This window comes from Hyalangium ruber, assembly GCF_034259325.1.
In the GTDB taxonomy this organism is placed as follows: domain Bacteria; phylum Myxococcota; class Myxococcia; order Myxococcales; family Myxococcaceae; genus Hyalangium_A; species Hyalangium_A rubrum.
The window spans coordinates 702,990-717,158 of sequence record NZ_JAXIVS010000003.1 but is presented as its reverse complement, the minus strand read 5'-3'; the positions used below and the strand labels follow the sequence as shown (position 1 = coordinate 717,158).

Annotated in this window: 9 protein-coding genes; 7 read left to right on the top strand and 2 right to left on the bottom strand. The window is 68.5% G+C overall.

Translation table 11 applies throughout. The annotated features are described in order from the left end of the window. Positions 1–2 precede the first annotated feature (2 nt). The gene (ligD, locus tag SYV04_RS11845; protein ID WP_321545806.1) at positions 3–2,606 is read right to left on the bottom strand and encodes a DNA ligase D; all 2,604 of its coding nucleotides are present in this window, start codon (positions 2,604–2,606) and stop codon (positions 3–5) included. 377 nt (positions 2,607–2,983) lie between these two features. Here ligD and SYV04_RS11840 point away from each other — a divergent pair, with 377 nt between their 5' ends. Continuing rightward, on the top strand, positions 2,984–3,286 hold the full coding sequence (locus tag SYV04_RS11840) for a hypothetical protein (RefSeq protein WP_321545805.1): 303 nt from the start codon (positions 2,984–2,986) through the stop codon (positions 3,284–3,286). Positions 3,287–3,366: 80 nt separating this feature from the next. Here SYV04_RS11840 and SYV04_RS11835 read toward each other — a convergent pair whose 3' ends face one another. Then, on the bottom strand, positions 3,367–3,681 hold the full coding sequence (locus tag SYV04_RS11835) for a hypothetical protein (protein ID WP_321545804.1): 315 nt from the start codon (positions 3,679–3,681) through the stop codon (positions 3,367–3,369). A 184-nt stretch (positions 3,682–3,865) separates the two neighbouring features. On the opposite strand from SYV04_RS11835, the gene SYV04_RS11830 reads away from it, so the two are divergent. The 6 genes from SYV04_RS11830 (at position 3,866) to SYV04_RS11805 (ending at position 14,150) form a co-directional block, all read left to right on the top strand. Further along, positions 3,866–4,351 carry a DUF2383 domain-containing protein gene (locus SYV04_RS11830; RefSeq protein ID WP_321545803.1) on the top strand — a complete coding sequence of 162 codons (486 nt, stop codon included), beginning with the start codon at positions 3,866–3,868 and terminating at the stop codon, positions 4,349–4,351. A gap of 56 nt (positions 4,352–4,407) precedes the next feature. Next, positions 4,408–5,859 (top strand): hypothetical protein, encoded by a 1,452-nt coding sequence (locus SYV04_RS11825; RefSeq protein ID WP_321545802.1) that lies wholly within the window; start codon positions 4,408–4,410, stop codon positions 5,857–5,859. A gap of 707 nt (positions 5,860–6,566) precedes the next feature. After that, positions 6,567–6,935: a DUSAM domain-containing protein gene (locus tag SYV04_RS11820; RefSeq protein ID WP_321545801.1), complete on the top strand. Its 369-nt coding sequence runs from the start codon at positions 6,567–6,569 to the stop codon at positions 6,933–6,935. A gap of 132 nt (positions 6,936–7,067) precedes the next feature. Further along, on the top strand, positions 7,068–8,453 hold the full coding sequence (hutF, locus tag SYV04_RS11815; RefSeq protein WP_321545800.1) for a formimidoylglutamate deiminase: 1,386 nt from the start codon (positions 7,068–7,070) through the stop codon (positions 8,451–8,453). Next, the gene (gene argE, locus SYV04_RS11810) at positions 8,450–9,583 is read left to right on the top strand and encodes an acetylornithine deacetylase (RefSeq protein WP_321545799.1); all 1,134 of its coding nucleotides are present in this window, start codon (positions 8,450–8,452) and stop codon (positions 9,581–9,583) included. The genes hutF and argE overlap by 4 nt, the downstream gene beginning before the upstream one ends. Before the next feature lie 25 nt (positions 9,584–9,608). Next, positions 9,609–14,150 carry a myxosortase-dependent M36 family metallopeptidase gene (locus SYV04_RS11805; RefSeq protein WP_321545798.1) on the top strand — a complete coding sequence of 1,514 codons (4,542 nt, stop codon included), beginning with the start codon at positions 9,609–9,611 and terminating at the stop codon, positions 14,148–14,150. The last annotated feature ends 19 nt before the right edge of the window (positions 14,151–14,169 follow it).

The following is a 14,169-nucleotide window of genomic DNA, read 5'->3' as shown; positions in this document are numbered from 1 at the left end:
CTTCACGGCAGCTTCTGTTTGCCCTTGAGTACCGGGGCAAACAGATCGCCTACCGCGTCCAGCCGCTTGCGCAGGGTCTTGAGGTTGAAGCGGCTGGGGTCCAGGCGCTTCGTCACCTCGCTCCACTTGAGCGGGGCGGAGAAGTTCGCGCCATCCACCGCGCGCAGCGAGTACGGGGCCACCACCGTCTTGCCCCGCCCGTTCTGTCCCGCATCGATATAGAGCCGCCCCTGGCGCTTGTTGATGGCGCGCTCCGTGGTGGCGATGTCCCTCAGCTCCGCCGCCACCTGGTTGGCCAGCTCGCTCGAGAACCGCACCGCGTCCTCGTGGGTGTGCCCAGGCCCCAGCGGGATGAAGACATGGATCCCTCGCTTGCCAGAGGTCTTCGGGATGCTCTCCAGGCCGAGCTGGTCCAGCCGCTTGTGCAGGACCGTGGCCACCTTGATGAGGTCCTCCCAGCTGCCCTTGCCAGGATCCAGATCGAACAGCACCCACTGCGCCTGCTCCAGCTTCGGCGCGCGGCTGGCCCACATGTGGATGGTGAGCGCGGACTGGTTGGCCAGCCACAGCAGCGCGTCAGGAGTCTTCACGTTCACGTGATCGATCGTCCGGTCCACGTGCTTCACACGCAGCGTCGGCAGCCAGTCCGGTTTGCCAGTCAGGTCATGCTTGAAGAAGCCGGGGGCCTGGATGCCCGCGGGCCACTGCTGCACGGAGATGGGGCGATCCGCCAGCACCGGCACGAGCAGCGGCGCCACCTCGCCGTAGTACGCGAACACATCCGCCTTGGTGTACCCATCCTTCGGGTACAGGACGCGCTCGCCGCTGGTGAGCCGAGCCTGTCCCGTGCTCTTCGTCAGCAGTTCCCCGGCCGGCAGCTTCGCCGTGCGGGCCGCCGTGGCCGAGGGAACACGTCGCGCCCCGGTCTCCCGTGAGGCAGAGCGCTTCGCCGCAGCGCGCTTGCGAGGCTTCGCCGCTGGGGTGGCGGTCCGGGCGGTCTTCCGGGTGCGCTTGGGGACCATGGCCGTGGACTCCTCCTTCGCCTTGCCGCGCGCGGTGGTCGACGGTCGCTCTCTCACCACCTCCTGCGGCTTCTTGTCCGTGCGCAGCCCCTGGAACACCGGGTGGCGCAAGCGGCCCTCCTCCGTCCACTCGGTGAAGTGGATCTGCGCCACGTACTTCGGCTTCACCCACACGGCTTCCGAGCGGTACTTGGCATCCGCGACGATGGGCTTCGCCGTGCGCTCCTTGTCGAGCATCGCGCGCAGCTCCCGCCGCACCTTCGTGGTGAAGCCCGTGCCCACCTTGCCCACGTCGACGTAGCCGTTCCGCCCGTTCACCGCCACCAGCAGTGCGCCGATCTCCTTGCCGGCCTGCTCGTTCTTGATGGGCAGGTACCCGGAGATGACGAACTCCTGGCCGGCGATGACCTTGAGCTTGAGCCAGCTGCTCGAGCGGCTACCCACGTAGGTCGAGCCCCGGCGCTTGGCGATGAGGCCCTCCCAGCCGCGCTTCTGTGCCTCCGACAGCGCCCGCGTCAGTGGCAGCTCCAGCCGCTCGGAGAGCTGCACCGGCGACTTCGCCCCCGACAGCACGCTCTCCAGCAGCTCGCGTCGGGCTTCCAGGGACCGCGAGCGCAGGTCCTCGCCGTCCAGCCACAGCAAGTCGAACGCGACGAAGCGAAGCTCCCCGCCGGACTGGTTCTGCAGCAGCTGGAAGCGCGAGCGCCCCTTGGAATCCACCGCGACGATCTCCCCATCGAGCACGGCCTCGGGGACACGCATCCCGCGGAGCGCCTCGGCGATGCTCGGGAAGCGTTCGCTCAAGTCGTTGCCATTGCGGCTCCACAGCGCCAGCTGTCCGCCGGAGATGGCGGCCACGGCGCGGAAGCCGTCGTACTTCACCTCGTAGACGTGGGTGTCATCGCGCGCCTCGTCGGGCACCGAGAGCTTGGCGAGCATGGGCGGCCAGACGCGCTCGATCAGCTCCTTGGCGCCGGGGTGGCGCAGCGCCACGAGCGCGCTCTTGCGTACCGGGCCACGCGTCTCCTTGCGCCCGCTCTTCACGGACTCGGGACGCTCGACGGTGACGTCGTAGTTCGGGTCCTCGGTGCCATCCAGCGCCTTGAAGCACAGCCACTGATTCTGCTTGCCGTGCATCTTCGTGCGGATGAGGTGCCAGCGGCCCTTGAGCTTCTCGCCATGGAGCTCCACCGTGAGGTGCCCCTTCTCGCGCTGCTCATGGCCCTTGCCGGGGGGCACGGTCTCGAAGGTGCCCCGGTCCCACAGCAGCGAGTCGCCGCCGCCGTACTCATCGTCCGGGATGCGGCCCTCGAACTCGGCGTAGGACAGTGGGTGATCCTCGGTCTGCACGGCGAGGCGCTTCGTGCTCGGGTCGTAGCTGGGGCCCTTGGGAATGGCCCAGCTCGCCAGCGCGCCGTCGATTTCCAACCGCAGGTCGTAGTGCATGCGCGTCGCGTCGTGCTTATGCACCACGAACATGGGCTCGGAGCCATGTCGCTCGAGCGGGACGTCGGGAGAGGGCTCGGAGGTCTTCTGGAAGTCGCGCTTGGCGCGGTAGGCCCGCAGAGAGTGTCGTGTCTTCACCCACCAACGGTCCGCATCGAGCCCCGGAGGTGCAATTCCCTGATCAGTGGGCGAAAGCAGGAGCGGGAGACGACACCAGGCGCCCCGGGCCCCCGCCGCACGTCCGGAGGGCTACCGGCCTACCGGGCCCAACGCTGAACCCGGGCTCGGGGCGCTCCACCTGACCCCCACAGGCACATTCGTTTCGGAAGCCAGCACTGCTTCCGCCGCCAATGGCTTGTGTCGAAGTGCGACAATGCACTCCGCTCCTTCAACCTGAAGGTAAGGGGGAGCCCGCGTTCGTCCAGGGTGCTTGGGTCGCTTGCCTGCCCACCGCGCGAGGGAACGCCGCTGCTCGCGGGAGCAACATGCACATCCTTCAGCCCACGGAGGAATGCATGACCGAGGCCATCGGGTGGTTCAGCTCCTTCATCCTCGTGCTGACCATCGGCAAGCAAGTCCACAAGCAGTGGAAGTCAGGTTCGAGCGCGGGCGTGTCGAAGTGGCTCTTCGTGGGGCAGATCACTGCTTCCGTGGGCTTTACGCTCTACAGCCTCATGGTGGGCAATTGGGTGTTCGTGGTGACCAACGCGTTGCTCCTGGTGAGCGCCATCCTGGGAGGGCTCATCGTCATCCGGCACCGGCGGGCGGAGCGGAGTGGCGCTCGGCAGGCAACCGTGGGACGGGCGGCACACGCCTGAGCGTCGAGGCAGGGCAGGGGAGTCTGGCAACGTCACCCCTTCCCCCTCCAGATGGAGAGGGGGAGGGGTGGAGCCGCTCCTTAGATCAGCGGACGCGTAGCCGGCTGGCGGCTCAGCTCGTCCGGAGACTTGAGGATGGAGGCATGGTCGCCATGGTTGCCCCGCTGGGCTTCGCTGTAGGGCGCCGAGAACGTCTTCACGATCTTGTTGTAGGTACCGAGGATGAGGAGGGTCGGCGCCCACTGGCCCACGAAGTTGGCCCAGGTCTTCCGGTTCAGCAGCATCAGGGAGGCGCTCACGGCCATGGCGCCGATGGCCAGCCCAAGGAAGCTCACCGAGGGGACTTTCTTCGTCAGCTCCTCGATGTTCGTGGTCGCTACGTCTTCATTCTTCATGATGGATACCTCCTGGATGAGGGTGTGGAGCAAAGGTGCGCATCGCGTCACGACTGGCAGTACGTGCCTGCCTGCCTGGACCCCTTCCAGCTGGGGGCCCTTTAACGCCACGCGTGATGGGGGTGGGTTGGCGCGGCGGGAGGGCCCACGCACATTGCTCGGGATTCCGCGAGGAGGACGGGTGATGGAGGAGAAGGCCGAGGTAGCGAAGCTGCGCAGTCTGGCTCAGTTGGATGCGGACGCGGTGGGCGCGTACGACGCGGCCATCGCGCGGGTGAGCGAGCCCCTGGTGCGTGAGCGGCTCAATGACTTCCGCGTGGACCACGTGCGGCATGTGCAGGACCTGAACGCGCTCATCCAGCGCTTTGGGGGCGAGCCCGTGGAGCTGAAGCTGGACCTCAAGGGCACGGCGATGAAGGGGCTGACTGCGGTGACGAGCATGATGGGGACGGAGGCGGCCCTGGTGGCGATGCTCGGCAACGAGGAGTTCACCAACCGGGCCTACGAGCTGGCGCTGAATTTCGACTGGAGCCCCGAGGTGCGTGGTCTGATCCAGAAGCACCGGGAGGATGAGTACCGTCACGTGACGTGGGTGCGCGACGCGGTGCGCACGCGCCCCTGGCTGCGAGAGGGCGCCAGCGCGGCGGAGGGCTCCGAGATCCACGCCTGACGCGGCGCTGTTAGAGTTCCGGGCCGTTCTGTGTCGTGTTCACGGGAGCGGCTCGGATGCGTCTTGCGGTCTGGATGGGGTTGATGGCCACGTGCGTGCTGGCGGGGTGCGCCGCGCGCCAGGGGGGCACGGGGATTCCGGACGAGGAGGCCATCTACGATGTGCCCCTCGAGGAGCTCTGGCCCTCGGTCCACCAGTTCTTCACGGCCAGCCAGCTGCCGTTCCGAGAGGATAAGGGCCGCTTCGTGCTGGAGACGGAGTGGCGCGAGGAGTTTGGTGGCTCGCGGGTGTCTGGCTTCTGGCACCGCTACCTGGTGCTGGGCAAACGTGAGACGCCAAGTCGCGGCAAGCTGTGGGTCATCCGCATCACCCGCAGCGCCAACAAGACGCTGGCGGATCCGGGAGATCAGATCGACTGGGGCGTGAGCCGCTCGCTGGGCGATGCGAGCGAGGAGGGAGGCGTCCCGAATAACAGTGCCGAGGACACGGCGGCGTTCATGAGCACGCCGATGGGAGAGAACGCCATCGTGGCCGGCTCGGCGCAGGGGCAGCGGGACCTGGTGATGGAGTGGAAGGTGTTTCATGCCATCGCGCCCCGATTGGCGCGCAAGCAGGTGGAGCCGGCCCAGAGCGTGGCTCAGGCGCCAGCGAAGGAGAGCGCTCCGGCCTCCCCGGTGGCGCTCGAGTGCGGCATGCCCATCATCGGTCTGTCTCCGCAGGTGCAGGAGGGCCGGGTGATGCTGCTGGGCGAGATGCACGGCACCCAGGAGGTGCCGCGCTTCGTGGCGCAGAGCGTCTGCCAGACGGCGTCGTCGGGCACGCCGGTGACCGTGGGACTGGAACTGCCCGCGGAGAACCAGCAGCGCGTGGCGACGTTCCTCCGCAGCGCTGGCACGGATGACGACTGGCTGAAGCTGATGGAAGCACCCTTCTGGAGAAGTCCCTTCCCGGACGGGCGCGGCAGCGAGGGAATGGCGAACCTGTTGGATCAGCTGAGGCGACTGCGGGCGCAGGGGCTGGACGTGGATGTGTTCGTGTTCGACCATCCGAAGCAGCAGGGGCAGGCACGCGAGGAGGCCATGGCGGCCACGGTGCTCTCTTTCGTACGCCAAAGCCCGCGACGTTTCTTCCTGGTGCTGTCGGGCAACATCCACCCACGCACGGCTCCCGGACTGCCGTGGGACGCGAAGTACCGGCCCATGGGCATGTTCCTCTCCGAGCAGCACGAGAAGTTGGTGGCGCTGGACATGGCCTACAACAGCGGCACGGCATGGATCTGCGCGGTAGGGGCGAAGGGCGAGCAGCTGGAGTGCGGAGTGAAGGAAGCCAAGGGCAAGGACAACGGGGACCGCTTCTTCGTGCATCTCTGGGGCGGGCCGAACGAGGAGGGCTACCACGGCGTCTTCTACGTGGGCCCCGTCACGGCCTCTTTGCCGGTGGTGACGCAGGGGCTGGGACAGCCCGGGCTCGACACGAAGGCTCACCCCTCTCAGGACCAGGCTCGATAAACCTGGGGCTCGGCATGACCGGAGAGGATTTGGGTGGCCCGACCTTGAAGAGGTGGGCTCCCCAAAGCCGGGGGCTCCGCTCTCTCAGCGGCTCGGAGCCTCGCGCCACGTGGGAGGACGGAACTGGCCGCAGGAGCGGTCTGGGGCCGTCATGCCTTCCGGGTTACTGTGGTTCACATGAAGAACTCGCGCCACGGTCTCGTTCTCGGCCTGGCTTCTCTCATAGGGGTGCTCGCATCGAGCTGTGCGGCAGGAGGGCACTCCGTGGTGCAGCAGCCCACGGTGAAGGAGCCCACGCTTCAACAGCCCACGGTAGAGCTGCCCACGTACTTGGCCCAGTCGGCGGTGGTCAATTGCCTGCCCAGAGACCCTTCGATCGTCTGCTGCATCAAGAAGTTCCCGCTCACTCCCATGGAGAGCTGCGGTGCCACCGCAGTGGAAGTGGCCGAAGTTCTCAACGGGGTGAGGGTCCTCAACGAAGCTACCCAACCTGTCGTGGATGAAGCAGCGGAAGCGGATGGCGCCCAGGACGCAGCGAGAGGGGTAGACGACCCTGACGATGGGTGGAGGCAGCACTGCAAGGATACCTATGTCGCCTGTAAGGACCAGAAGGGCTGGGTAGGAGACTGCTACGCCTGCTTTCGGTACTGCGAAGGACAGCGACAATGGCCGTTCCATCTCTGCACCCGAAAGGGAAAGGTGCTCTGATGAACGAGCAACACGATTGGGACAAGGTCCGGGAGTGGGAGAAGCGCCTCGACCAGGGCGAGGTGCTCAATCTCACTCCAGACGTGACGGACCTGCTCCGGCGTGTCGCGCGAGAGGTGGCCATCCCGGAGGAGCAAGCACATAGGGCGTTGGTGAGTCCCTCTGATGCAGCCATGCTCATTCGGGAAATGTGCCGCCGCATCCGCGAGGGCTCGCGGCGCCTGATGCGCGCCATCTCCGAAGCCAACCGCTGCAAGGAGGCGGGTGACACCGCTGGAGCGCGGAAGCTTCTCGAGGGTGTGCTCGCTGTCGAGATCGTGCCTCTGTACCGGCAGCACGCGGAGGCGGAGCTGAGCTACCTGGAATAGCTTGCATACACTCCGAATGAGCGAATGCACGCGCGGAAACCTGTCTCGTTGCTATTCAGGTCCCCACGACCCGAGTGGGTTCTACCTACCTAGCTGCTGCGAGCCTCGGCGGAGTGGCGTAGGCTCTCCTGGGTGAGCGCCACCACCGTCTACCAGCCGGATTTCCTCTATTCGCAGGGCCGACTCCACGAAGGCCGTGCCCTGCATGTGGGCGCCGATGGCCGCATCCTGGAGGAAGGTCCGGTTCCCGCCGGCGCCAACGTCGTCCGGCTGCCCGGGCGGGCGCTGCTGCCGGGGCTCGTCAACGGCCACTCCCATGCCTTCCAGCGGCTCATTCGCGGGCGCACGGAGTATGTCGCCGCGGGCAGTGGTTCGGACGACTTCTGGAGCTGGCGCGAGGCCATGTACCGCGCCGCCGAGACCCTCACGCCCGAGGACATCTACGCCGCCTCGCGGCAGGCCTTCCTGGAGATGCTGCTCGCGGGCATCACCACCGTGGGCGAGTTCCACTACTTGCACCACCAGCCCGACGGCACGCCCTATGCCGATCGCAACACCCTGGCGCGCGAGGTGATTCGCGCGGCGCGGGACGTGGGCATCCGCATCGTCCTCCTGCGCGTGGGTTACGCGCGCGCCGGCTTCCAAGCGCCGGACAACCCTAGGCAGCGCCGCTTCATCGACCGAGACGTGGACACCTTCCTTTCCACGGTCGAGGCGTTGATCCGGCAGACGCAAGGCGAGGCGTGCGTGAGTATCGGCATGGCCCCGCACAGCGTGCGCGCGGTACCGCGCGAGTGGCTCGAGGTGCTCTCCGGAGTTCGCGGAGACTTCCCGATGCACATGCACGTGGCCGAGCAGCCCAAGGAGATTGAAGCCTGCAAGGCCGAGCACAACCTGCGGCCCGTGGAGCTGCTCGAGGAGCTGGGGCTGCTCGAGGAGCGCTTCACCGCGGTACACGCGGTGCATGTGACGGAAGACGAAGCGCGGATGCTCGGAGAGGTGGGCGCGGGCGTGTGCGCCTGTCCTTCCACGGAGCGCAACCTGGGAGACGGCATCGTCCCCGCGGATGCGCTGGCGCGCGAAGGAGCGCGGCTGTGCCTGGGCTCGGACAGCCAGGCCACCGTGGACCTGCTGGACGAGGCGCGACAGCTCGAGGGGCACTTGCGGCTCTCCCGGCTGAGGCGCGCGGTGCTCGACCCGGGCACGGGCACGGTGGACGGGCTGGCGGCGCGGCTCTTCGAGATGGCCACGGTGAACGGCGCGCGGAGCCTGGCGCTGCCCGTGGGCAAGCTGGAGCCGGGCGCACCCGCTGACTTCTTCACCGTGGACCTGAACCACCCCTCGCTGGTGGGTGCCAGCCCTGCTTCGCTGCTGGCGGGCATCGTCCTCGGAGCAGACAAGGCGGCCGTGCGCGAGGTGGCGGTGGAGGGGCGGCTCGTGGTGCGGGAGGGCCAGCATCCGCGCGCGGAGGAGTCCGGCCGTGCCTTTCATGCGCTTGCTCGGAGGCTGTACCCGTGAACGACACGCTGCCCGCGCTGCGGGCCCTCCTGACGGACCTCGTGGCGCTGGACACCACCTCGGCGCGCCCCAACGCTCCGCTCATCGACTACGCGCAGGGCCTCCTGGAGGCCGCCGGTTTCGCCGCCGAGCGCCAGCGCTACAAGGACGACGCGGGCGTGGAGAAGGTGAACCTCGTGGCCGTGAAGGGCGGGGGCGAGGGGAGGGCGGCGCTGGCGCTGGTGGGGCACTCGGACTGCGTGCCGTATGACGTGGCGTGGAAGGACGCGCTGCGCCTGACGGAGAAGGAAGGGCGGCTCTACGGACGCGGCGCCTGTGACACCAAGGGCTTCATCGCCTGTGCGCTGCACGCGGCCACCCGGGCTCAGTCCCTGAAGGCCCCGCTGATGGTGGTGCTCACGGCGGACGAGGAAGTGGGGCTGGTGGGCGCCAAGCGGCTGGTGGAGGCAGGGCTGGGCCGGGCGCGGCACGCCATCGTGGGCGAGCCCACCACCCTCAAGCCGGTGCGCGCCAACAAGGGCTACTGCCTGGCGGAGGTGGAGGTGCTGGGCAAGGAAGGCCACAGCGCCTACCCGGACACGGGGGCCTCGGCCATCTTCCGCGCGGGGCGCTTTCTCCACCGGCTGGAAGAAGTCGCGCGCACGGTGCTGCGCGAGGAGCGGGATGAGGGCTTCGAGCCTCCCTTCACCACGGTGAACGTGGGGCTCATCCAGGGCGGCAAGGCGAAGAACATCCTCCCGGGCCAGTGCCGCTTCACGGTGGAGTGGCGGCCTATCCCCGGCCAGTCGCCCCAGCGCGTGGTGGAGCTGATGGAGCACATCCGCCAGGAGTTGGTGCGCGCCGAGCCGGCGTACGAGGCACACATCCGCGTGCTGCGCACGGACCAGGGTGTGAGCACCCGGCCGGACGCGGAGGTAGTGCGCTTCCTCGCCGAGGCCTCGGGCAACGCGCCGGTCACGGTGTCGTTCGGCACCGAGGCCCCCCAGCTCACGGCGCTGGGCGCGGAGGCGGTGGTCTTCGGGCCCGGAGACATCCGGGTGGCCCACCAGACGGGCGAGTACGTGCCCACGGAAGACCTGGTGCGCTGCGAAGCGGTACTCTCGCGAGCCATCACCCACTTCTGCGGGTAGTTCTCTCTCTGTATCGGGGGCAATCGTGAAGCGACACGTTCTGGCCGTGACTGGCCTCCTGCTGGCATTGGGAGGCGGGGCGGCCGATGCCCGGGACCTTCCCACCCTCGATGCGCTCGCCACGAGCACCGCGTCTCCGCCCCGCGCGGGGCTGCGCCGGCTCGCCGCGCCGCCGGGAGCCCACGTGCTGCGGACCGACTCGCGGCTGGGCGTGCCCACCCTCGTGTGGGGCAGTCGCTCCGCGGTGGATCCGCGCTCCTTGTCCGGGCTGAAGCGCATGGGCCCCGAGCAGGCCGCGCGCGTCCACCTGGAACGGATGGGCACGCTCTACGGGCTCACCCCCGAGGTGGCGGCCTGGGTGCCGGCCACGGTGGCGGAGCCCGTACCGGGCAGCGCCTCGGTGCGCGTCACCTTCCGCCAGGAGCTGGAGGGCATCGAGATCTTCCGCGAGTCACTCACGGTGCTGATGACCGAGCGCCACGAGCTGCTCGCCCTCTCGGGCTATCTCACCCCGCACGTGGCACCGGAGTCGCGCGCGGGCAAGCTGCGCTTCTCCCTGGATGCGCCGAGGGCCATCGCCCGGGCATACGAGGATCTGAACGCGCAGGCGGTGGAGGCGACGAGCCTGGCGCGGGTGGGAGATCCGCAGGGGCCGTACACCTCCTATGACTTCGTGGCGGCCGAGAGCAGCCGGTACACGGCGCGGATGGTGACCCCGGCGCGCGCCAAGCGCGTCTTCTTCTCGCTCCCGGAGCGGCTGGTGCCAGCCTGGTACGTGGAGCTGCACACCGGCGCGCCCTCCAGCCAGGACGCGGACGCCTACGCCTATGTGGTCTCCGCGGAGGACGGGCGGCTGCTGTTCCGCCACAACCTCACCGTCGCGGACTCCTTCTCCTATCGGGTCTGGGCGGACACGGCGGCTCCCTTCCTGCCCCACGATGGCCCGCAGGGGCTCGTCGCCACGCCGCACCCCGTGGGCAGGCCGAATGGCTATCAAGCGCCCTTCATCGCCCCGGAGCTCGTCACCCTTCAGAACGCGCCCTTCAGTCGGAATGATCCCTGGCTGCCGGCGGGCGCCACCGAGACGGTGGGCAACAACGTCGATGCCTACGTGGACATCTCCGGGGCGGATGGAAAGGATGCCTCGGACTTCCGCGCCACCGTCACCGCGCCGGGCGGCTTCGACCGCGTCTACGACGTCACCCAACAGCCGGGCGTCACCCAGGACCAGCGGATGGCGGCGCTGACGCAGTTGTTCTACGTGAACAACTTCCTGCACGACTGGTTCTACGACGCGGGCTTCAACGAGGCGGCAGGCAACGCGCAGGCCGACAACTTCGGCCGGGGCGGGTTGGCCGCTGACAGCCTGAAGGCCGAGGCCCAGGACTACAGCGGCGTGAACAACGCCAACATGCTGGTCCCCGCCGACGGCGCCCGGCCGCGCATGCAGATGTACCTGTTCGCGCCCAACACCCGAAATGTCATCACCGTTCTCTCACCCGAGGCCATCGCGGGCGAGTACTCCGTGGCCACGGCCTCCTTCGGTCCGCAGGGCTTCGAAGTCACGGGCGCGGTGGCGCGCGGGCAGGACAGCACCGGCAACATCGATGATGGCTGCCAGGCCATCACCACGGATGTGGTCGGAAAGATCGCGGTGATCGAACGCGGCAACTGCAACGCCAACGTCAAGGTGAAGAACGCGCAGGTCGCGGGAGCCGTGGGCGTCATCATCGCCCACAACCTGCCAGGCGCGCCGCCCGCGCTGACCGGCACCGATGCCACCATCACCATCCCCTCGCTCTCGATGAGCCAGGGGGATGCCAACCGCATCAAGGCGGAGCTGCCCACCACGACGGTGACGGCGACCCTGTTTCGCGAGGGAGCGCCGCACCGCGATGGCTCCATCGACAACTCCATCGTGGCGCACGAGTGGGGCCACTTCATCTCCAACCGCCTCATCGGCAACGGCGCCGGCCTGACGAACAACCAGGGCCGCGCCATGGGCGAGGGCTGGGGAGACTTCCATGCCCTGTTGATGCAGGTGCGCGAGGAGGACGCGCAGTTGCCCGACAATGACAGCTTCCAGGGCAGCTACACCTTCGCGGGGTACGTCTCCAGCGGTGGGGGCAACGATGGGTACTACTGGGGACAGCGGCGCTACCCGTACTCGACGGACTTCACCCGCAACGCGCTCACGTTCAAGCACATCCGCAACGGCATCAGCCTGCCCCAGGATGTGCCGGTAAACCCGCGCCTGGCGAGCACTCCGAACGTGCAGGTCCACAACTCCGGCGAGGTGTGGGCGACGATGCTCTGGGAGTGCTACACGGCGCTGCTGAACGACCGGCCGAGGCTCACCTTCGACGAGGCGCGGGAGCGGATGAAGCGCTACCTCGTCCTGGGCTACCAGCTCACGCCGTTCTCCCCTACCTATCTCGAGGCGCGCGACGCGCTGCTGCTGGCCGCCTATTCGAACGACCCACGGGACTATCGCCTGTGTCATGCCGCCTTCGCCCGCCGCGGCGCGGGCCTGCGAGCGGTGGCGCCGCACCGAGACTCCACGGACCATTCGGGCCTGGAGGAGAGCTTCGTCACCGGCAAGGACGTGGAGTTCGAGAGCGCGCGCTTCGTGGAGGCGCCCGGCGGCTGCGACAACGATGGGGTGGTGGATGATGGAGAGCCCGCCCTGCTGCGCGTGACGCTGTACAACACGGGCACGGAGACGCTGACGGCCACCACCGCCAACGTCTCCACGACCGAGCCGGGAGTCACCCTCGGCAACGGTGGGTCGATCTCCTTCCCCGCCATCGAGCCCTTCGACTCGGCCACGGTCGATCTGCCCGCCTCCATGAGCGGTCCGGGGTCACTCCGCTTCGTCACCTTCGAGATCACCTACCGGGACGGGCAGCAGGCCATCCCCGGAGACCGGACGGTCACCTTCTCCGAGCGTGTCCATGCGGACGAGCTGCCCGCCTCCTCCGCCTCGGACGATGTGGAGAGCGATCTGCAGGTGTGGACGCCCGGGCGCGACACGAGCCTGGGCAACTACCAGCCCTGGCTCCGCCACGCCGAGACGCCCCTGGAGCACTTCTTCCTCGGCGTGAACGCGCCCGTGAAGGCAGACATCCACCTCACCTCGCCGCCGCTCCAGGTGTCGCCCACGGGCAACTTCAGCTTTACGTTCCTCCACCGCTTCATCTTCGAGGCCGACTCCATCGACATCTATGACGGAGGCGTCATCGAGCTGAGCACGGATGATGGGGCGACGTGGACGGACATCGGCGAGTCCGCCAGCCCTGGCTATGTCGCGGTCATCTTCGACGGGAGCGGAAACCCGCTGGGCGGACGGTCCGCCTATGGCGACGTGAGCGAGAACTACCCGGATTGGCTCCCCGTCACTGTCGATCTCGGCACGGCGTATCAGGGGCAGACGGTGCGCGTGCGCTTCCGCATCGGCACGGACAACAGCATCGGCGAGGCGGGCTGGGACATCGACAACCTCAGCTTCTCCGGCATCACCAACACGCCCTTCCCCTCGCTCGTCGAGGAGCCCACCCAGTGCGTGAACGAGCCGCCGGTGGCGGACGCCGGTCCGGATCAGTCGGTGGACGAGGGCTCCAGCGTGGTGTTGGACGGGACGGGCTCCTCGGACCCCAACCCGGGCTCGACGCTGAGCCATGCGTGGACGCAGACGGCGGGCCCGACGGTGACGCTGAGCGAAGCCAGTACCGCCCGGCCCGGCTTCACCGCGCCCCAGGTGGCAGCGGACACGGTGCTCACCTTCCAGCTGACGGTGAGCGACGGCACGCTGTCGAGCACGGACACGGTGAGCGTCACGGTGCGTCAGGTGAACCTTGGGCCCGTGGCCGACGCGGGGCCGGAGCGGACGGTGGACGAGCGCACGGCGGTGACGCTGGACGGTCGCGCCTCGACGGAACCGGAGGGCGACCCGCTGACGTTCACGTGGACGCAGACGGCGGGCCCGACGGTGACACTGAGCGAGGCCAGCACCGCGCAGCCGGGCTTCACCGCGCCCGAGGTAACGGCGGACACGGTGCTCACCTTCGAGCTGACGGTGAGCGATGGGGCGCTGTCGGCCACGGACACGGTGAACATCACCGTGCGCGACGTGCCCGAGGAAGGCAACACCGCGCCGGTGGCCAACGCGGGCTCGGACCGGTCGGTGACGGAGGGTGCCACGGTGACGCTGGGTGGCAGCGGCACGGACGCGGAAGGGGACGCGCTGAGCTACGCGTGGACGCAGACTTCGGGCCCGAGCGTGACACTGACGGGCGCCGACACCGCGTCCGCCAGCTTCACGGCGCCGGACGTGGACAGCAACACGCTGCTCCGGTTCACGCTGAAGGTGACCGACGCCCAGGGCTCCAGCGCCGAGGACTCGGTGTCCATCGCCGTGCAGCCGCGCAACAACGGCGGAGGCGTTGGTGGAAGTGACGATGACGGCGGCGGCTGTGGCTGCGCGTCATCCAACGCCAGCGCGGGGACGCTGATGCCGGTGCTGCTGCTGGGCCTGGCGCTGCTGAGCCGCCGGCGGTGGTGCCGCTGAGGGCATGGCCGGGGGGACG